The organism is Streptomyces sp. NPDC004126 (assembly GCF_050275515.1).
In the GTDB taxonomy this organism is placed as follows: domain Bacteria; phylum Actinomycetota; class Actinomycetes; order Streptomycetales; family Streptomycetaceae; genus Streptomyces.
In genome coordinates, this window is record NZ_JBNNPF010000029.1 from 30,702 (window position 1) to 49,852 (window position 19,151).

At 72.1% G+C, this 19,151-nt stretch carries 19 protein-coding genes; 11 read left to right on the forward strand and 8 right to left on the reverse strand.

All coding sequences use genetic code 11. The annotated features are described in order from the left end of the window. The first annotated feature begins 24 nt into the window (after positions 1 to 24). Positions 25 to 1,200 carry an ABC transporter substrate-binding protein gene (locus ACQKM2_RS25385; RefSeq protein ID WP_427713583.1) on the forward strand — a complete coding sequence of 392 codons (1,176 nt, stop codon included), beginning with the start codon at positions 25 to 27 and terminating at the stop codon, positions 1,198 to 1,200. 78 nt (positions 1,201 to 1,278) lie between these two features. Continuing rightward, entirely contained in the window at positions 1,279 to 1,788 is a 510-nt protein-coding gene (locus tag ACQKM2_RS25390; protein WP_427713586.1) for a hypothetical protein, read from the forward strand. Here ACQKM2_RS25390 and ACQKM2_RS25395 read toward each other — a convergent pair. The 5 genes from ACQKM2_RS25395 to ACQKM2_RS25415 all read right to left on the reverse strand — a co-directional run bounded on the left by ACQKM2_RS25395 (position 1,755) and on the right by ACQKM2_RS25415 (position 6,779). Next, a complete protein-coding gene (locus tag ACQKM2_RS25395) occupies positions 1,755 to 2,954 on the reverse strand; it encodes a serine hydrolase domain-containing protein (RefSeq protein WP_427713588.1) in 1,200 nt (399 codons plus the stop codon). The genes ACQKM2_RS25390 and ACQKM2_RS25395 overlap by 34 nt on opposite strands. A gap of 148 nt (positions 2,955 to 3,102) precedes the next feature. Next, on the reverse strand, positions 3,103 to 3,849 hold the full coding sequence (locus ACQKM2_RS25400) for a response regulator (RefSeq protein ID WP_427713590.1): 747 nt from the start codon (positions 3,847 to 3,849) through the stop codon (positions 3,103 to 3,105). Beyond that, on the reverse strand, positions 3,846 to 5,030 hold the full coding sequence (locus ACQKM2_RS25405; protein ID WP_427713591.1) for a sensor histidine kinase: 1,185 nt from the start codon (positions 5,028 to 5,030) through the stop codon (positions 3,846 to 3,848). Before ACQKM2_RS25405 ends, ACQKM2_RS25400 begins: the two co-directional genes overlap by 4 nt. Continuing rightward, positions 5,027 to 5,725 carry a glycerophosphodiester phosphodiesterase gene (locus tag ACQKM2_RS25410; protein ID WP_427713593.1) on the reverse strand — a complete coding sequence of 233 codons (699 nt, stop codon included), beginning with the start codon at positions 5,723 to 5,725 and terminating at the stop codon, positions 5,027 to 5,029. Before ACQKM2_RS25410 ends, ACQKM2_RS25405 begins: the two co-directional genes overlap by 4 nt. 28 nt (positions 5,726 to 5,753) lie before the next feature. Further along, positions 5,754 to 6,779, reverse strand: a complete 1,026-nt coding sequence (locus ACQKM2_RS25415; protein WP_427713594.1) for an adenosine deaminase — start codon at positions 6,777 to 6,779, stop codon at positions 5,754 to 5,756. A 110-nt stretch (positions 6,780 to 6,889) separates the two neighbouring features. On the opposite strand from ACQKM2_RS25415, the gene ACQKM2_RS25420 reads away from it, so the two are divergent. Next, complete coding sequence (locus ACQKM2_RS25420; protein WP_427713596.1) at positions 6,890 to 7,630, forward strand: DUF4190 domain-containing protein; 741 nt, start codon at positions 6,890 to 6,892, stop codon at positions 7,628 to 7,630. A 67-nt stretch (positions 7,631 to 7,697) separates the two neighbouring features. Here ACQKM2_RS25420 and ACQKM2_RS25425 read toward each other — a convergent pair whose 3' ends face one another. Together ACQKM2_RS25425 and ACQKM2_RS25430 are read right to left on the reverse strand one after the other, a co-directional pair. Then, positions 7,698 to 8,111, reverse strand: coding sequence for an NUDIX domain-containing protein (locus ACQKM2_RS25425; RefSeq protein ID WP_385762581.1), 414 nt, complete (start codon positions 8,109 to 8,111; stop codon positions 7,698 to 7,700). After that, positions 8,108 to 8,662 (reverse strand): NADAR family protein, encoded by a 555-nt coding sequence (locus ACQKM2_RS25430; protein WP_427713599.1) that lies wholly within the window; start codon positions 8,660 to 8,662, stop codon positions 8,108 to 8,110. Before ACQKM2_RS25430 ends, ACQKM2_RS25425 begins: the two co-directional genes overlap by 4 nt. Positions 8,663 to 8,842: 180 nt before the next feature. Between ACQKM2_RS25430 and ACQKM2_RS25435 the strand changes: the two genes are divergently transcribed. The 8 genes from ACQKM2_RS25435 to ACQKM2_RS25470 all read left to right on the forward strand — a co-directional run bounded on the left by ACQKM2_RS25435 (position 8,843) and on the right by ACQKM2_RS25470 (position 18,576). Then, positions 8,843 to 10,372 carry a gamma-aminobutyraldehyde dehydrogenase gene (locus ACQKM2_RS25435; protein ID WP_427713601.1) on the forward strand — a complete coding sequence of 510 codons (1,530 nt, stop codon included), beginning with the start codon at positions 8,843 to 8,845 and terminating at the stop codon, positions 10,370 to 10,372. 48 nt (positions 10,373 to 10,420) lie between these two features. Then, positions 10,421 to 11,668: a polyamine ABC transporter substrate-binding protein gene (locus ACQKM2_RS25440; RefSeq protein ID WP_427713602.1), complete on the forward strand. Its 1,248-nt coding sequence runs from the start codon at positions 10,421 to 10,423 to the stop codon at positions 11,666 to 11,668. A 71-nt stretch (positions 11,669 to 11,739) separates the two neighbouring features. Then, positions 11,740 to 12,888, forward strand: a complete 1,149-nt coding sequence (locus ACQKM2_RS25445) for an ABC transporter ATP-binding protein (protein ID WP_427713604.1) — start codon at positions 11,740 to 11,742, stop codon at positions 12,886 to 12,888. After that, positions 12,885 to 13,814, forward strand: coding sequence for an ABC transporter permease (locus ACQKM2_RS25450; protein WP_362457740.1), 930 nt, complete (start codon positions 12,885 to 12,887; stop codon positions 13,812 to 13,814). The genes ACQKM2_RS25445 and ACQKM2_RS25450 overlap by 4 nt, the downstream gene beginning before the upstream one ends. Next, entirely contained in the window at positions 13,814 to 14,608 is a 795-nt protein-coding gene (locus ACQKM2_RS25455) for an ABC transporter permease (RefSeq protein WP_405978354.1), read from the forward strand. Before ACQKM2_RS25450 ends, ACQKM2_RS25455 begins: the two co-directional genes overlap by 1 nt. Positions 14,609 to 14,630: 22 nt before the next feature. Beyond that, positions 14,631 to 16,049, forward strand: coding sequence for an NAD(P)/FAD-dependent oxidoreductase (locus ACQKM2_RS25460; RefSeq protein ID WP_427713607.1), 1,419 nt, complete (start codon positions 14,631 to 14,633; stop codon positions 16,047 to 16,049). Between the two features lie 175 nt (positions 16,050 to 16,224). Next, on the forward strand, positions 16,225 to 16,701 hold the full coding sequence (locus ACQKM2_RS25465) for a hypothetical protein (protein WP_427713608.1): 477 nt from the start codon (positions 16,225 to 16,227) through the stop codon (positions 16,699 to 16,701). Positions 16,702 to 16,788: 87 nt separating this feature from the next. Further along, positions 16,789 to 18,576: a chitinase gene (locus ACQKM2_RS25470; RefSeq protein WP_427713700.1), complete on the forward strand. Its 1,788-nt coding sequence runs from the start codon at positions 16,789 to 16,791 to the stop codon at positions 18,574 to 18,576. On the opposite strand, the gene ACQKM2_RS25475 is transcribed toward ACQKM2_RS25470, so the two are convergent. Beyond that, on the reverse strand, positions 18,564 to 19,076 hold the full coding sequence (locus ACQKM2_RS25475) for a phosphatase PAP2 family protein (protein WP_427713611.1): 513 nt from the start codon (positions 19,074 to 19,076) through the stop codon (positions 18,564 to 18,566). The two genes, ACQKM2_RS25470 and ACQKM2_RS25475, sit on opposite strands and share 13 nt — an antisense overlap. Positions 19,077 to 19,151 lie beyond the last annotated feature (75 nt).

Here is a 19,151-nt window from a genome sequence, read left to right on the forward strand (position 1 = left end):
TTTGCGTTGCCCGAGGCTTTGGCCATGCCTGAACTCGTCTCCCGGCGCGCGGCGCTGCGCGGCCTCGGTGCCGCGGGCCTGCTCACCGCCCTCGCCGGCTGCGGCGTGCCCGCCGCGTACGTCCCGGAGGACCGGCGGCAGGCCCCGGACCTCTCGGACCGCGACCGCGCCCTCGCCTTCTCCAACTGGCCGCTCTACATCGACACCGACGACGAGGACGAGGAGAGCCGCCCGACCCTGGAGGCCTTCACCCGCAAGACCGGCGTCCAGGTCCGCTACACCGAGGAGATCAACGACAACGACGAGTTCTTCGGCAAGGTCAGCCCGGCCCTGATGAGCCACCAGGAGACCGGCCACGACCTGGTCGTGGTCAGCGACTGGATGGCCGCCCGCTTCGTCCACCTGGGCTGGGCCCAGAAGATGGACCGCTCGGCGCAGTCCAACGTCGCCGAGTACCTCGACCCGCAGCTGCGCTCGCCCGCCTTCGACGAGGGACGGCTGTACACCGTCCCCTGGCAGTCGGGGATTACCGGCATCGCCTACAACCGCAGGGCCCTGGGCCGGGAGATCAAGTCCGTCAAGGACCTCTGGCACCCGGACCTGGCGGGCAAGGTGACCCTCTTCTCGGGCCTGGACGAGTCCTTCGCCCTGCTGATGCAGGGCAACGGAACCGACGTCACCCGCTGGACCGAATCCGACTTCCACCGGATGTGCGACCAGGTCGAGAACATGGTCCGCAAGAAGCACATCCGCCGCTTCACCGGCAACGACTACACCTCCGACCTCGGCAAGGGCGACGTCCTCGCCTGCCAGGCCTACTCGGGCGACGCCATCCAGCTCCGGGCGGACAACCCCGACATCGAGTTCGTGGTTCCCGAGGAGGGCGGCGAGCTGTGGGCCGAGAGCCTGCTCGTCCCCAACCTCGCGCGGCACAAGGCCAATGCGGAGGCCCTCGTCGACCACTACTACGACCCGGCGGTGGCCGCGGAGCTCGCTGCCGCGGTCAACTACGTCTGCCCGGTGCCCGCCGCCCGCGAAGTGCTGGCCGCCTCGCCGGACAAGGAGACCGCCGGGCTGGCGGAGAACCCGCTGATCTTCCCCGACGACGCGATGCGCCGCCGCCTCGCGGTCGCCCGGGACATCTCCTCCGCCGAACGCCCCGCCCTCGCCAAGCGCTGGAACGCCATCGTCGGACTGTGATCACGATCTCCTCCACGGGACTGAACATGTTCAGGAAATCGACTGAACGTGTTCAGTTCTGTGTGTAGGCTCCCTTCCATGAGCGAGAGAAGCGCCCTCCAGCGGCGGATCCGTGCCTGGCTTGTGCTGTTCCTGGTCTGCCTCGTCCTCAGCGGGCTCACCGCCTTCCCCCTGGTCACCGAACTCCGCTGGGTCAACGGCCTGGTCTCCGACGACTGGCTGCGCCGGGTGGGCGACGGACTGGAACGGGCCGACTCCGAATACCCCTTCCTCCTCTACGGCACCGACTGGCTCGCCTTCGCCCACCTGGTGATCGCGGTCTTCTTCTACGGGGTCCACCGCGACCCGGTCCGCAACGTCTGGATCGTCGAGGCCGGCATGGTCGCCTGCGCCGGCGTCGTCCCCCTCGCCCTGTTCAGCGCGCCGGTCCGGGGCATCCCCGGCTGGTGGTCGGTCATCGACATGTCCTTCGGGGTGTTCGGCATCCTCCCCCTGATCGCGCTGCGCCGCCTGATCAAACGGCTGGAGGCGCTGGAAGGCGCGGAGCGCGCCGGCTACTTGGCGAAAGCCGCCCCGATGATGCCGTAGGCCACCGGGTTCATGTCCCGCCCCTTGGCGTCGGTGGAGTTCACCGAATAGACCAGGGTGCGGGACAGGTCGCGGGTACCGCCGATGACCGTGCTGTAGCCGTGCCGCGAGCCCGTCTTGCCGTACAGCTTCGTACCGTCCGGCAGCACGAACTCCTTCAGGCCGGCCGTCTGCACCGCATGCGCGCCGGTCTCGCTCGCGGCGTCCCGGACGTCGGGCACCGTGAACATCTCCTCCAGCTGCGCCCTCGGGACGACCTTGCCGGAGAACAGCGCCACCGTGAAGCGCTCCAGGTCCGCCGTGGTCGACATCAGGTCCCCCGCGGCCCAGTTGGACGAGGAGTTCCACTCCGACACGTCCACCAGCGAGCGGCTCCCGTCGGCCCCCGCCACCGCCTGGTAGCCGTGGTTGTACGGGCCCGGTATGCGGTTCTGGGTACGCGACGGGAACGAGGTGTGACGCAGGCCCAGCGGCCTGATGACCCGGTCGCCGACGGCCTTCTCGTACGACGTCCCCGTCACCTTCTCGATCAGCACGCCCAGCACGGTGTAGTGGATGTTGCTGTACCGCTGCTTCTCGCCCGGCCTGAACTCCGGCCCCTTCGCGACCGCGTTCGCGATCAGCGCGTGCGGATCGACCACGTCGAAGCGGTGGGCGTACTCGTCCGCGAACGTGTCCCCGGGGCCGTCGGCGGACTGCAGGCCGCTCGTGTAGTTCAGCAGCTGCCGCACCTTCACCGGCTCGAAGCCGGGCAGCAGCCCCGGCAGGTAGTCCTGCACCGGCCGGTCCAGGTCCACCTTCCCCTCCGCCGCCAGCTGGAGCACCACCGCCGCCGTGAAGGCCTTCGTCACCGAACCGGCCCGGAAGCGGGCCTCCTCCACCGCCGCACGCCCGCTGCGGACGTCCGCGACACCCGCGCTGCCGCGCCAGGCGCCGCTCGTACCGCCCACCCGGACCAGCGCGGCGGTCGCGTCCTTGTTCCCCGCGCCGACGCCCGCGATCGCCTTCGCCAGCGCCGCCGCGTTCGGCGGCGTGGTGAAGACGGGTGCGGGGACCGCCGCCGAGACGGGCGCCGGCGCCGGAGCGGCCTGGGCCGCCGCCACCGGACCGGCGGCCACCCCCAGGACCAGAGCGGCGGCGATGAGCGTGCGCGTACGTGCCTTCATGACGGTTCCCCCGTGTCCCACCCGGAGGGCCCGCTGCCCCCCGATGACCTCAATGCTCCAGGTCACAGGGGTGGTTGCGGATCACCAACAAGAGGGGTCTTCAGCGGTACGACAACTCACCGGCGCGGGGGAGGCGACACGCCGCCCCTCACCCTCCAGAGGGAGAAACCCCAGAGGGAGGAAACCCAGAGGGAGAGACCCCGGACGGACCCGCCGGGCCGACACCCGCCGACCCCGCCGCGATCAGGCCCGTCTCGTACGCGCAGATCACCGCCTGGATCCGGTCCCGCAGCCCCAGCTTCGACAGCACGTTCCCCACGTGCGACTTCACCGTGTGCTCGCTCACCACCAGCGCCGCCGCGATCTCCGCGTTCGACAGCCCCCGCCCCAGGTGCAGCAGCGTCTCCCGCTCCCGGGCCGTCAGCACCCCCAGCCGCTCCGAAGCCAGGGGATCCGGCGCGGAGGGCCGGGCCGTCGCCGCCGTGTACTCCTCGATCAGCCGCCGCGCCACCGAAGGCGCCAGCAGCGACTCGCCCGCCGCCACCACCCGCACCGCGTGCACCAGGTCGTCCCGCCGCACGTCCTTCAGCAGGAACCCGCTCGCCCCCGCGTGCAGCGCCTCGTAGACGTACTCGTCCGAGTCGAAGGTCGTCAGCATCACCGTCCGGCACGCGCTCCGCGCCGAGATCGCCCGGCACGCCTCGATCCCGTCCAGCACCGGCATCCGGATGTCCAGCAGCGCCACGTCCGGGGACAGCCGATCCACCGCCGACACGGCCGCCGCCCCGTCCCCGACCTCCGCCACGACCTCGATGTCCTCCTGCACGTCCAGGATCATCGCGAAGCCGCTGCGCACCAGCTCCTGGTCGTCGGCCACCACCACACGGATCGTCACTTCCCCACCTCCAGCGGCGAGGTTACAAGCACCGTGAACCCGCGCCCGTCCGCACCCGGCCCGGTCCACGCCGTCCCGCCGTGCGCCGCCGCCCGCTCCCGGATGCCGATCAGCCCGTGCCCGCCCGGAGCGCCGCCGGCCGGCCCCCGGCCGGGTCCGCGCCCGTCGTCCGTGACCCGCACCGCGAGCTCCCGGGGCCCGTACTCCAGGCGCACGTCCACCGCCGAGGCCCCCGCGTGCTTCACCACGTTGGTCAGCGCCTCCTGCACCACCCGGTGCACCGTCGCCTCCAGCGCCGCCGGCAGCTCGCGCACCTCGCCCGTCCGCTCGTACGACACCGCGAGCCCGCTCGCCCGCACCCGGTCCACCAGCGCCGGCAGCGCCCCGATCCCCGGCTGCGGGGCACGCGGCGCCGCCTCCTCCGCCCGCAGCACCCCCAGCATCGTCCGCAGCTGCGCCATCGCGTCCCGGCCCGTCTCGGCGATCGCCTCGAAGGCCGCCTCCGCACGTTCCGGCGCCCGGCGCACCGCCACCGGACCGGCCTCCGCCTGCACGATCATGATGCTGACGGCGTGCGAGAGGATGTCGTGCATCTCCCGCGCGATGCGCGCCCGTTCGCGCGCCGCCGCCTGCTCCGCCTCGATCCGGTTCGCCCGCTCCAGCTGCGCCGCCCGGTCCTCCACCGCCGCCGTGTACGCCTGTCGCGTGGCCTGCAGCCGGCCGAGGGCGAACGCCGCCCCGAAGACGAACAGCGCGAACAACAGCTCCCTGGCCGTACCGCTGTTGAGCAGCACGGACACGGGGATCACCGCGGCCAGGGCCGCCCCGACGGCCAGCCGCACCCGCGGCGCCCCCAGGAGCGCGATCGAGTAGACGCAGATCAGCGCGGCGTACGGCAGCGGCTGCCCGGGGCCGTCCAGGGCCAGCTGGTAGGCCGAACCGGCCGCGACCACTCCGGCAAGCGCCATCGCCGGCGCCCGGCGCCGCCACACCAGCGGTGCGTTGCCCAGGCTCGTCACCAGGTACGCCGTCCAGGTGGCCGGCGGGTACGCCGGGTCGCGGGGCACCACGAACGGGATGGTCGTCGCCACCTGCACCAGCAGCGTCAGCCCCACGTCCCGCCAGTGCGGGTCGGCCCGCAGGACCAGCGCGCGCAGGCGTTCGGCCGGTCCTCGCGTCACCGCCCCAGCCCGGCCCGCACGGCGGCCAGCGCGTCCAGCCTGTTGGTGGTGACGGAGTCCACCCCGGCCCGGACGACGGCGCGCATCGACCGCCTGGTGTCCGGCGTCCAGGCCGACACCAGCAGCCCGTCCCGGTGCAGGGCGTCCGTCAGCTCCCGGCTGACCAGTCCGAAGCGGTAGTTGAGCCAGCGGGGCTTCACCGCGTCGATCAGCACCCGGCGCGGCGGCGAGAGGGTGGTCCAGGTCAGCGCGATCTCCGCGCCCGGATCGGCGGCGCGGACCGCGAGCATGGTGTTCGGCCCGGCGCAGTAGTACGCGCGGTCGCGCGCGCCGCACTCGCGCACCAGGTCGACGACGGTCTTCACGGCCTCGTGGGAGGCGCCCGGCAGGTCGATCATCAGCCGGCCCGCCCCGGCCTCCATCAGCGCCTCGCGCAGGCTCGGGACCCGGCCCTCCGTCAGTTCCTTCAACTGCGGGGCCGTGACGGCGTCGAGCCGCACGTCGTGACCCCACAGCCGCTCCAGCGTCTCGTCGTGGAGCAGGACCGGCACCCCGTCCCGGGTCAGCCGTACGTCGATCTCCACCGCGTCCGCTCCGCGCGCGAAGGCGGAGCGGACGGAGGCGAGGGTGTTCTCACGGAAACGGTAGGGATCGCCGCGGTGGCCGACGGCAGTCAGATCGCTCATGCACCCCATTCTCGGGGGCGCCGGCGATCAAGGGGAGTCAGCGGGCGAGCCATTCGGCGGTGTACGCGTCGATCTCCGCCACGATCTCGGCCTTGCCGGCCTCGTCCAGGAAGGAGGCCTCGACGGCGTTCTTGGCGAGCTGCGCGAGGCCCCGCTCGTCGAGGTCGAGGAGCCGGGCGGCGACCGCGTACTCGTTGTTGAGGTCGGTGCCGAACATCGGCGGGTCGTCGCTGTTGATGGTGACGAGCACGCCCGCCGCCACCATCTCCTTTACGGGGTGCCGGTCCAGGTCGGTCACCACGCGGGTGGCGATGTTGGAGGTCGGGCAGACCTCCAGCGCGATCCGGTGCTCCGCGAGGTACTTCAGCAGCTCCGGGTCCTGGGTGGAGCTGGTGCCGTGGCCGATGCGCTCGGCGCCCAGCTCGCGGATGGCGTCCCAGATCGTCTCCGGGCCGGTGCTCTCGCCGGCGTGCGGGACGCTGTGCAGGCCGGCGGCGCGGGCCCGGTCGAAGTACTCCTTGAACTGCGGGCGCGGCACGCCGATCTCGGGGCCGCCCAGGCCGAAGGAGACCAGGCCCTCGGGGTGCAGGTCGACGGCGAGGCGGGCGGTCTCGGCGGCGGCTTCGGGGCCGGCCTCGCCGGGGATGTCGAAGCACCAGCGCAGGATGACGCCGAGCTCGGTCTCGGCGTCCTTGCGGGCGTCCTCGATGGCCTCCATGAAGGCGTTCTCGTCGATGCCGCGACGGGTGGAGGAGTAGGGGGTGATGGTCAGTTCGGCGTAGCGGATGTTCTGCCGGGCCATGTCGCGGGCGACTTCGAAGGTGAGGGTGCGGACGTCGTCCGGGGTGCGGACCAGGTCGACGACCGACAGGTAGACCTCGATGAAGTGGGCGAAGTCGGTGAAGGTGAAGTAGTCGGCCAGCGCGTCGGGGTCGGTGGGGACCTTCGAGTCGGGGTGGCGGGAGGCCAGTTCGGCCACGATGCGGGGGGACGCCGAGCCGACGTGGTGGACGTGCAGTTCGGCCTTGGGCAGCCCCGCGATGAAGGGGTGCAGGTCGGACATGGGGGCCTCCGGGAGGACACGGGTGCGGGCGGGTCGGCCTCATCGTAGGCAGGCCCCGGCCGTGTCGGTGGCAGCGCTTAGCATGGCCGTACGAGAGAGGGGGGCGCCGCATGACCGACCACAGCCCTGAACCGAGGGACCCGTGGGCGCCGCCCGAGCGGCCGGAGCCCGACCGGGCGAAGCCGCAGGGCGCGCAGCCGGGCCCGCCGGTTCCGCCGGTGCACGAGCAGCCGACGATGGCGGGCATGCCCGGCGTGCCCCCCGCGCCCGCGCAGCCCGGGTACCCGCCGCCGCAGCCGGTCCCGCCTACCGCCGCGCCGTACCCGCAGCCCCCGGCCCCCGGGTCCGCGTACGGGTACCCGGCGCAGCCGGCTCCCGGCGGGTACGCCTACCCCGGCCCGCCGGTGGCCCCGGGGCAGCCCGGGTATCCCGGCCAGGCCGGCTACCCCGGATACCCGGGCCAGCCCGGCTACCCGGGCTACCCCGGGTACCCCGGCCAGCCGGGGTACCCGTACCCGTACGCGACGCCGCCCGCGAGCAACGGCTTCGGGATCACCGCCCTCGTGCTCGGCCTCCTGTCGGTGTTCGCCTGCGCCACCCTGTTCGGGGCCATCGCCCTCGGCATCGCCGCGGTCGTCTTCGGGGTGCTGGGCAGGGGCAAGGCGGCCCGGGGCGAGGCCACCAACGGCGGTGTGGCCCTGTCCGGCATCATCCTCGGCGCGGTCGGCCTGGTGCTGGGCATAGGCATGACCCTGCTCATCTTCTTCGGCCCCGACTTCGACGACCCGGACGGCGGCTCGGACTTCCCGTCCTCCGTGTCCCAGGTGGACGGCCCGCGCGAACGGGCCTGAGCGACCGGCCGGCCCCCGCCCTCCCGGCCCCCGCCCTCCCCGCCCCCGCCCTCCCGGCCCTCCGGGCTCAGAGCGGGGCGGCCGACAGGAGGGTGGGGACCATCCAGGGCCCGTCCGGGTCGGCGCGGGGGACCGGGACCCAGGTCAGCCCCACCATCCGGGGGCACGCGCAGTCCAGGTCCCCGTCCACCCCCAGCACCGGCTCGCCGGGCGCGACCTCGACCCGGAAGCAGGTCGTCCACCCGGAGGGGTACGGCGCCTCGTAGGCGTACCGCACCTCCAGGGGGCGCAGCCCCGTCTCCTCGGCCACCTCCCGCCGGACCGCCGCCTCCAGGTCCTCCCCGGGCTCCACGCCGCCGCCCGGCAGCGTCCAGTACTCGGCCCCGTCGTGGCGCCCCGACGGCCCCCGGTGCCGCTCGCGCACCATCAGGACGCTGCCGTCGCGCACGATGACCGCAGCCACCCGGCGCCGCTCCGTCACCCGGCCTCCCCGCGCAGCCGCTCCCGGGCCTCCATCAGGGCGAAGCCCAGCAGGTTCAGGCCGCGCCACTGGTCCGGCCGCAGCGCCCGCTCGTCGTCGGCGGCCAGCCCGATGCCCCAGATCCGGTCCAGGGGGCTCGCCTCGACCAGCACCCGCGACCCCGTGTCCAGCAGGTAGGAGCGCAGCGCCGGGTCGGAGCCGAACTTGTGCACGCTGCCCTCGACGACCAGCGCGAACCGCTCCCGCCGCCAGACCTCCTCGTCGAACCGGCGCACCAGCCGGCCGGCCTTCTTGGCGGCCGCCGGACTCCCGGCGTCCAGGGCGGCGCGCTCGGCCTCGGCGTCCCCGAACAGGCGTGCCTTCCCGGCCATCATCCAGTGCTCGGCGGTGGCGTACCGGACGTCACCCACAGTGAAGGGGGAGGGCCACCACTGGCTGAGGCAGCTCGGTCCGAGCCTTCCGTCGGGCAGCGGCCGGTGTCCCCAGAAGGGCAGGTACTTCACCCGCTCACCACGGCTGACCTGCTCGATCAACTTGTCGATCATCTCCATGCACGCGAGTCTTGCAGTCACCACTGACACTTCGTACGGGATTTCGGGGATGCCTCGACATATGGTCGACCGATTCCGTCGCGTAATCAAAAGGCAACAACGGAATCCCTTGGCGGGGGAGAACGCCTCTGCCAGGATCGGCACTCAATTCGAGCTGTAGCTACGGAGAGCGTGAGAGCGATGGGTAACCGCTTCCAGGTCAAGGACCGCTTCGCAGACGGCGCGCAGTACATCGACGGCCGGCTCCGGTCCGGCACCTCGGGGCGTTCGCACACCGTCGTCGACCCCGCCACCGGTGAGGAGGTCCTCACCTACGAGCTGGCCGGGACGGCGGACGTGGACGAGGCCGTGGCCGCCGCCAAGCGGGCCTTCCCCGCGTGGTCGGCCGCCACCCCGGGCGAGCGCTCGGACGCCCTGCACCGGCTGGCCGCCGTACTGGCCGAGCAGGCCGCGGACTTCGCGTTCGCCGAGTCCCTCCAGTGCGGCAAGCCGCTCAAGCTGTCGACCGAGTTCGACGTCCCGGGGACCATCGACAACACGGCGTTCTTCGCCGGCGCGGCCCGCCACCTCCAGGGCCAGGCGGCCGGCGAGTACTCGGGGGACCACACCTCCTACGTACGCCGCGAGGCGATCGGCGTCGTCGGCTCCATCGCGCCCTGGAACTACCCCCTCCAGATGGCCGCCTGGAAGATCCTCCCGGCCATCGCCGCGGGCAACACGATCGTCCTCAAGCCCGCCGAGCTGACCCCGCTGACCTCCCTGATGTTCGCCCAGGCGGCCAAGGAGGCGGGCATCCCCGACGGCGTGGTCAACATCGTCACGGGCGCCGGGCGGGACGCCGGCGAGCACCTGGTCGGCCACCCCGACGTGGTCATGACCTCCTTCACCGGCTCCACCGCCGTCGGCAAGCGGGTCGCCGAGATCGCGACCGCCACCGTCAAGCGGCTCCACCTGGAACTCGGCGGCAAGGCGCCCTTCGTCGTCTTCGACGACGCCGACGTCGAGGCCGCCGCCCACGGCGCGGTCGCCGCCTCGCTCATCAACACCGGCCAGGACTGCACCGCCGCCACCCGCGCCTACGTGCAGCGCCCGCTGCACGACGCGTTCACCGCCCGGGTCGCGGAGCTGATGGAGACCGTCCGCCTGGGGGACCCCTTCGCGCCCACCACCGACCTCGGCCCGCTCGTCTCGCACGCCCAGCGCGACCGGGTCGCCGCGTTCGTCGAGCGCGCCCGCTCGTACGCCACCGTCGTCACCGGCGGCGAGATCCCCGGAGCCAGGGAGGAAGAACGCAGTCTCGCCGAGGGCGCCTACTACCGGCCCACCCTGATCTCCGGCGCCGCGCAGGACAGCGAGGTCGTCCAGTCCGAGATCTTCGGCCCGGTCCTGGTCGTGCTGCCCTTCGACACCGACGACGAGGGCCTGGCCCTGGCCAACGACACCCCGTACGGGCTCGCGGCCTCCGCCTGGACCCGCGACCTCTACCGGGCGAACCGCGCCACCCGCGAGCTCAAGGCGGGCTGCGTCTGGGTCAACGACCACATCCCGATCATCAGCGAGATGCCGCACGGCGGATACAAGGCGAGCGGCTTCGGGAAGGACATGAGCGCCTACTCGTTCGAGGAGTACACGCAGGTCAAGCATGTGATGTTCGACAATACTGCGGTGGCCGCGAAGGACTGGCACCGCACGATCTTCGGGGACCGATAAGAAGTGGGCCGCCTGACCAGCGGCCATCCTCCCGAAAGGGCAACGCGCATGGAGCAGTTCGAGCCCGACCGCCTCTCGGCGGCGCAGACCGCAGCGATGCGGCGCAGCCTCACCAGCGGGCGCGGCGCCCTCACCCGCCGTTCGCTGCTGCGCGCCTCCGGAGTCGGGGCGCTCACCCTGGGCGGCCTCTCCGCCCTCACGGCCTGCGGCATCCCGCCCGCCAAGCGTGATGCCGGGGCCGTGGCCTCGGACGACCACTCGGACCAGGAGAAGGAGATCAACTTCTCCAACTGGACCGAGTACATGGACACCAGCGACGACGAGAAGACCCGTCCCACGCTGGAGGAGTTCACCAAGCGGACCGGGATCCGGGTCAAGTACACCGAGGACATCAACGACAACGTCGAGTTCTTCGGCAAGATCCGCCCGCAGCTCGCCGCCGGCCAGGACACCGGCCGCGACCTGATCGTCGTCACCGACTGGCTCGCCGCCCGCATCATCCGCCTCGGGTGGGCGCAGAAGCTCGACCCCTCCCACCTCCCGCACGCCTACGCCAACCTGATCCCGCAGTTCCGCAATCCCGACTGGGACCCGGGCCGCGCCCACAGCTACCCGTGGACCGGCATCGACACCGTCATCGCCTACAACTCCAAGGCCACCGGCGGCAAGAAGGTCGACTCCGTCACGCAGCTCCTCGACGACCCCTCCCTCAAGGGCCGCGTCGGCTTCCTCACCGAGATGCGCGACAGCGTCGGCATGACCCTCCTCGACCAGGGCAAGAACCCGGCGAACTTCACCACCGCGGACTACGACGCGGCGATCGGCCGGCTCCAGAAGGGCGTGGACACCAAGCAGATCCGCCGCTTCACCGGCAACGACTACACCGCCGACCTCGACAAGGGCGACCTGGCGGCCTGTCTCGCCTGGGCGGGCGACGTCATCCAGCTCCAGGCCGGCAACCCGGACATCAAGTACGCGATCCCGGCCGCCGGATACATCACCTCCAGCGACAACCTGCTCGTCCCGGTCAAGGCCCGGCACAAGGCCAACGCCGAGAAGCTCATCGACTACTACTACGAGCCCGAGGTGGCGGCCCAGCTGGCCGCGTTCATCAGCTACGTCTGCCCCGTGGAAGGCGTCAAGGAAGAGCTCGCCAAGATCGACCCGGCCCTCGCGGACAACCCGCTGATCGTCCCGGACAAGGAGATGGCCGCCAAGGCCCACGCCTTCCGCTCCCTCACCAGCGAGGAAGAGACGGCGTACGAGGAGAAGTTCGCCAAGCTCATCGGCGCCTGACCGGACCCACGCACCGGCACCCCACCCGCGCCCCGTCCCCTTCCACGACACACCACCGAAGGCCCAGGCCCATGACCGACAAGACCGCGAGCGGCGACGTCCGCCTCGCCGGGATCAGCAAGCACTACGGCTCCTTCACCGCGGTGCACCCGCTGGACCTCACCATCCCCCAGGGCTCCTTCTTCGCCCTGCTCGGCGCCTCGGGCTGCGGGAAGACCACCACCCTGCGCATGATCGCCGGCCTGGAGGAGCCCTCCACCGGCACGGTCAGCCTCGGCGACCGCGAGGTCACCCACCTCCCGCCGTACAAGCGCCCGGTGAACACCGTCTTCCAGAGCTACGCGCTGTTCCCGCACATGGACATCTTCGAGAACATCGCCTTCGGCCTGCGCCGCCGCGGCATCAAGTCCGTCAAGAAGCAGGTCGACGAGATGATCGACCTGGTCCAGCTCGGCGAGCACGCCCGCAAGAAGCCCCACCAGCTCTCCGGCGGCCAGCAGCAGCGCGTGGCCGTCGCCCGCGCCCTCATCAACCACCCCCAGGTACTGCTGCTCGACGAGCCGCTCGGCGCCCTCGACCTCAAGCTGCGCCGCCAGATGCAGCTGGAGCTCAAGCGGATCCAGACCGAGGTCGGCATCACCTTCGTGCACGTCACCCACGACCAGGAGGAGGCCATGACCATGGCCGACACGGTCGCGGTGATGAACGGCGGCCGCGTCGAGCAGCTGGGCGCCCCCGCCGAGCTGTACGAGAACCCGAGCACCACCTTCGTCGCCAACTTCCTCGGCACCTCGAACCTCATCGAGGCCTCCGTCGAGTCCACCGGCTCCGACGTGATCGTCTCGGCCTCCGGCACCACCCTGCGGCTGCCCGCCGCACGATGTTCGACCACGCCCCGCGCGGGCGGAAAGCTCCTCGTCGGCGTGCGCCCGGAGAAGATCTCCCTGGTCCCGGCGGCCGACGAGGACACCATCGCGGCCGGCCGGAACAAGGTCGCGGGCAAGATCGCCGACTCCTCCTTCATCGGCGTCTCCACGCAGTTCGTCATCGACAGCCGGGTCTGCCCCGAGCTGGAGGTGTACGTCCAGAACATCGAGCGGGACGCCCGCCTCGTCCCCGGCGCCGACGTGGTCCTGCACTGGAACCCGGAGCACACCTTCGGCCTCGACGCCGACCAGGACATCGAGGCCGGCATCGAGACGGTCGAGGAGAGCGCGTGACCGCCACCGCCGCGCCTCCCGAGGCCCCCGCCCCCGCCGAGCCCCCGGTGCACAAGGCTTCCCTGAAGAAGCGCCTGGTCCCGTACTGGCTGCTGCTCCCCGGCATCGTCTGGCTGCTCGTCTTCTTCGTGCTGCCGATGATCTACCAGGCCTCCACCTCGGTGCAGACCGGATCGCTCGAAGAGGGCTTCGAGGTCACCTGGCACTTCCAGACCTACTGGGACGCCCTGACCGAGTACTTCCCGCAGTTCCTGCGCTCCCTGCTGTACGCGGGCACCGCGACCGCGCTGTGCCTGCTGCTCGGCTACCCGCTGGCCTACCTGATCGCCTTCAAGGCGGGACGCTGGCGCAACCTCCTGCTGGTCCTCGTCATCGCCCCCTTCTTCACCAGCTTCCTCATCCGCACGCTGGCCTGGAAGACGATCCTGGCCGACGGCGGCCCGGTGGTCGGCGCCCTCAACGCCGTCGGCTTCCTCGACGTCACCAGCTGGCTCGGCATGACCGAGGGGGACCGGGTCCTCGCCACACCGCTCGCGGTGGTCTGCGGCCTGACGTACAACTTCCTCCCCTTCATGATCCTGCCGCTCTACACCTCGCTGGAGCGCATCGACACCCGCCTCCACGAGGCCGCCGGCGACCTCTACGCCACCCCCGCCACCGTGTTCCGCAAGGTGACCTTCCCGCTCTCGATGCCGGGCGTGGTCTCCGGGACCCTGCTCACCTTCATCCCCGCGAGCGGCGACTACGTCAACGCCGAACTCCTCGGCTCCACGGACACCCGGATGATCGGCAACGTCATCCAGTCGCAGTACCTGCGGATCCTCGACTACCCGACGGCGGCCGCGCTGTCCTTCATCCTCATGGCCATCGTGCTGATCATGGTCACCATCTACATCCGCCGAGCGGGGACGGAGGACCTGGTCTGATGCGTTGGCTCCGCCGCAATCTCGTGGTCATCGCGGGCCTCGCCACGCTCGCGTACATGATCCTGCCGAACGTCGTCGTGACGGTGTTCTCCTTCAACAACCCCACCGGGCGGTTCAACTACGCCTGGCAGGAGTTCTCCCTCGACGCCTGGAAGGACCCCTGCGGGGTCGCCGACATGTGCGGCTCCCTCGCCCTGTCCCTCCAGATCGCCCTGTGGGCCACCATCGGCGCCACGGTCCTCGGCACCGCCATAGCCTTCGCGCTGGTCCGGTACCGGTTCCGGGCGCGCGGCGCGGTGAACTCGCTGATCTTCCTGCCGATGGCCATGCCCGAGATCGTGATGGCGGCCTCGCTGCTCGCCCTCTTCCTCAACATGGGCATCCAGCTGGGCTTCTGGACGATCCTCATCGCCCACGTGATGTTCTGCCTCAGCTTCGTCGTCGCCGCCGTCAAGGCGCGCGTCCTGTCCATGGACCCGCGCCTGGAGGAGGCCGCCCGCGACCTCTACGCCGGACCGGTGCAGACCTTCCTCAGGGTCACCCTGCCGATCGCGGCCCCCGGTATCGCGGCGGGCGCGCTGCTGTCCTTCGCGCTCTCCTTCGACGACTTCATCATCACCAACTTCAACTCGGGCAACACCGTCACCTTCCCCATGTTCGTGTGGGGATCGGCCCAGCGCGGTACGCCCGTCCAGATCAACGTCATCGGCACGGCGATGTTCGTCATCGCGGTGCTGGTGGTCCTCGCCGGCCAGTGGGCCGGCAACCGCCGCAAGAAGGCACAACCGAAGTAGACCCCGTAGGGAGTTGGAAGCCATGGCCCCAGTCGCCATGCGTAGTGTCGCGAAATCCCTTTCCGAGGCCAAGCCGGTCTCGTACTGGCTGGACGACCCCGGCCGCCCGGTGCCACAGCCGGCCCTCACCTCCGACGAGCGCTGCGACCTGCTCGTCGTCGGCGGCGGCTACAGCGGCCTGTGGACCGCGCTGATCGCCAAGGAGCGCGACCCCGGCCGGGACGTCGTACTGATCGAGAGCAAGGAGGCGGGCTGGGCCGCCTCCGGCCGCAACGGCGGATTCTGCGCCGCCTCCCTCACCCACGGCCTGGCCAACGGCATCGCCCGCTGGCCGGGCGAGCTGGCCAAGCTGGAGGAGCTGGGCGCCCGCAACCTCGACGCCATCGAGGAGGCCGTCGCCCGCTACGGCATCGACTGCGACTTCGAGCGCACCGGCGAGATCGACGTGGCCACCGAGCCGCACCAGGTCGAGGAGCTGCGCGAACTGCACGAGGAGGCCGTCAAGCTCGGCCTCGGCGACGGCTCCGAGTGGCTGGAGGGCGAGGCCCTGCGCGCGGAGGTCGACTCGCCGACCTTCCTCGCGGGCCTGTGGGACCGCGAAGGCGTCGCCATGCTCAACCCCGCCAAGCTGGCCTGGGGCCTCAAGCGGGCCTGCCTGGAGCAGGGCGTGCGGATCTACGAGAACACCCGCGGCCTGAAGATGGCCCAGGCCGGCGCCGGGATGACCGTGGAGACCCCCTACGGGACGATCCTCGCCCGCCGGGTCGCCCTGGGCACCAACATCTTCCCCTCGCTGGTCCGCCGGATCCGCCCCTTCACCGTCCCCGTCTACGACTACGCCCTGATGACGGAGCCGCTGGACGAGGAGCAGCTCGCCTCGATCGGCTGGAAGAACCGCCAGGGGCTCGGCGACAGCGCCAACCAGTTCCACTACTTCCGGATCACCAAGGACAACCGGATTCTGTGGGGCGGCTACGACGCGATCTACCCCTACCGGGGGAAGCTCGACTCGGAGTACGACCACCGCCCCGAGACCTACCTCAAGCTGGCCGAGCACTTCTTCACCGCCTTCCCGCAGCTGGAGGGGGTGCGCTTCAGCCACGCCTGGGGCGGCGCCATCGACACCTGCTCCCGCTTCTCCGCCTTCTTCGGCACCGCGCACCGGGGCCGGGTCGCCTACGCCTCCGGGTACACCGGGCTCGGCGTGGGCGCCACCCGCTTCGGCGCCGAGGTGATGCTGGACCTGCTCGACGGCCTGTCCACCGAGCGCACCCGGCTGGAGATGGTGAAGTCCAAGCCCATGCCGTTCCCGCCCGAGCCGTTCGCCTGGACCGGGATCGCCCTCACCAAGTGGTCCCTGGCCCGCGCCGACGCCCGCGGCGGCCACCGCAACCTGTGGCTCAAGACGCTGGACCGCCTCGGGCTCGGCTTCGACAGCTGACGCCCGCAGGCCCGTAGGCGGCCCGCAGGCCGGTGCGCCCCGGCGCACGCCCGCGGTTCGCCCCGCGAGCCGCTTCACCCCCATGGAGCAGCGCAACCCGCGTCATAGCCCCGCCCGGCCCCGCTCTCTCCCGGTGAGGAACCCTCACCGCGACGAGACGAACGGAGGCCGGGCGATGACGCTCCCGGGAGCGAGGACCGCAGTGGAATGGCTGGTCGCGGCGGCGCCGGATCCGGACGCCTGCCGGTGGGAGTGGGAGCGCAGCCCCCTCGGGGTCGCCCTGCTGCCCGCCGGCCGGCACTGGGACGTGCTCGTCGTGCCCGGGGAGCTGGGACGGGCCGCCCACGGCGTGCTGCGGCTGCTGCCCGCCCCGCCCGGTCCGGTGCTGGCGGACCCCGACGGTGCCCGGGTGGGGTTCTTCGTGCCCCCGGGCACGGCCTCCCGCTGGATCGGCACGGGCGTACGGGGAGCAGGGCGCGGGAGCTGGATCGCGGTCCCGTACCCCGGCCGGTCCGCGGCCGGCCCGCACTGGCTCGAACTCCCGGACGGCCGGGGCACCCTCACCGACCCGGCGCTGCTGGAGCTCGCGCTGCACGAGGCTGCGGCGAGGGCCCTGACGGGGGAGGGGCGGGGGGCCCGCGCGAAACCTTGACAAGGGGATTGGTCTGGACCATGTTGGTCGCCGTCGTGCCCGGATCCTCCATCCCCCCATGTTCCGGAGGCAGTCGTGCGCAGAGCCATGTCCCTCCTCGCGGCCGCCGCCCTCGCGGCGGCCGCCCTCCTCACCGCCGGCCCGCCCGCCACGGCCGCGGACGCCGACCTCGTCCGCAACGGCGGCTTCGAATCCGGCCTCGACGGCTGGAGCTGCACCGGCGGCAGCGGAACCACCGTCAGCACCCCCGTCCACAGCGGCACATCAGCCCTCAAGGCCGCCCCCGCCGGCCAGGACAACGCCCGCTGCTCCCAGACCGTCACCGTCAAGCCCGACTCGGCGTACACCCTCACCGCCTGGGTGCAGGGCGCGTACGTCTACCTCGGCGCGACCGGCACCGGCACCACCGACGTCTCCACCTGGACCCAGACCCCGGGCGCCTGGAAGCAGCTCACCACCGCCTTCCGCACCGGCCCCGCCACCACCACCGTCACCGTCTGGACCCACGGCTGGTACGGCCAGCCCGCCCACCTCACCGACGACCTCACCCTCGTCGGCCCCGACCCCGGCGGGCAGACCCGGCCGCCCGCCACCCCCACCGGCCTGAGTGCCGGCCAGGCCACCGCGAACAGCGTCACGCTCAACTGGACCGCCTCGGCCGGCGCCACCGGCTACCGCGTCCACCGCGAAGGCGCCCCCGCCCTCGCGGTCACCGGCACCTCGGCCACCGTGACCGGCCTCGCGCCCTCGACCGCGTACGCCTTCCAGGTGAGCGCCACCAACGCCGCGGGCGAGTCGGCCAAGAGCGCCGCCGTCACGGCCACCACCACCCCGGGCGGAGGGAACCCCGGCGGCGGGCTCCCCGCCCACGCCCTCGTCGGCTACCTCCACGCGAGCTTCGCCAACGGCTCCGGCCACCTCCGGATGGCCGACGTCCCCGCCTCCTGGGACGTCGTCAACCTCGCCTTCGGCGAACCGACCTCGGTGACCTCCGGCGACATCCGCTTCCGGCTCTGCCCGGCGAGCGAGTGCCCGGGCGCCGAGACCCCCGCCGAGTTCAAGGCCGCCATCAAGGCCCGGCAGGCGGCCGGCAAGAAGGTGCTGATCTCCATCGGCGGCCAGAACGGCCAGGTCCAGCTCGCCACCACCGCGGCCCGCGACGCCTTCGTCAGCTCCGTCGGAGGGATCATCGACGAGTACGGCCTCGACGGCCTCGACATCGACTTCGAGGGCCACTCCCTCTCCCTCGCCGCGGGCGACACCGACTTCCGCGCCCCCACCACACCCGTGATCACCAACCTGATCTCCGCGATCAGGACCCTCAAGGCCAGGTACGGCCCCCGATTCGTGCTGACCATGGCCCCCGAGACCTTCTTCGTCCAGCTCGGCCACCAGTTCTACGGACCGGGCCCCTGGGGCGGCCAGGACCCGCGCGCGGGCGCCTACCTCCCCGTCATCCACGCCCTGCGCGACGACCTGACCCTGCTCCACGTCCAGGACTACAACTCCGGACCCGTCATGGGACTCGACGGCCAGTACCACTCCATGGGCGGCGCCGACTTCCACATCGCCATGACCGACATGCTGCTCACCGGCTTCCCCGTCGCCGGCGACGCCACCCGCGTCTTCCCGGCGCTGCGCCCCGACCAGGTGGCCATCGGCCTGCCGGCCACCACCAACGCGGGCAACGGGCACACCCCGCCGGCCGAGGTGCACAAGGCCCTGGACTGCCTGACGAAGAAGCAGAACTGCGGCACCTACCAGACCCACGGCAGCTGGCCCGCGCTGCGCGGACTGATGACCTGGTCGGTGAACTGGGACCGCTTCGGAGGCTGGGAGTTCAGCCGGAACTTCGACTCCTACTACGGCCGCTGACGGCCGCCGGCCACCCGGCGCACCCCCAGCAGCAGGGGTACGCACAGCAGGACGCTGGCCAGCACGTCGAGCGGCCAGTGGAAGCCGCGCAGCACCAGGCCCGTGGCCGTCGCCGCCGACAGCACCAGGGCGGCGGCCATCGGCCAGCGGCGGCGGGTGTGCGGGCCGAGCAGCAGGGCCGCGCCCACGTACGCGGTCAGGGCCGTCGCCGTGTGGCCCGAGGGGAAGTAGCCCGCCGCCCAGGGCTCCAGCGGGCCGGGGCGGGCGGTCCACGCCTTGAGGGGCACGATCAGCGCCGGCACCAGGGCCATCGCCAGGCCGGCCGCGAGCGCCGCGAGGCGCCGCCCGCGCCAGGCGGCGTACGCCATGGCCAGCGCGAGGACGGGCACGGCGACCGGGACGTTGCCCAGGTCCGCGAGACGCTCGGTGACGGCGTCGGGCACGGAGCGCACCAGGGCGCGGCTGAGGGCGTGGTCCGGGACCAGGAGCGGCCCCGACACCAGGACCTGCCAGGTGACCAGGGCGAAGAGGACGAGGCACAGGGCCGTCGGGAGGAGGATGGCCGGCCGTCCCGG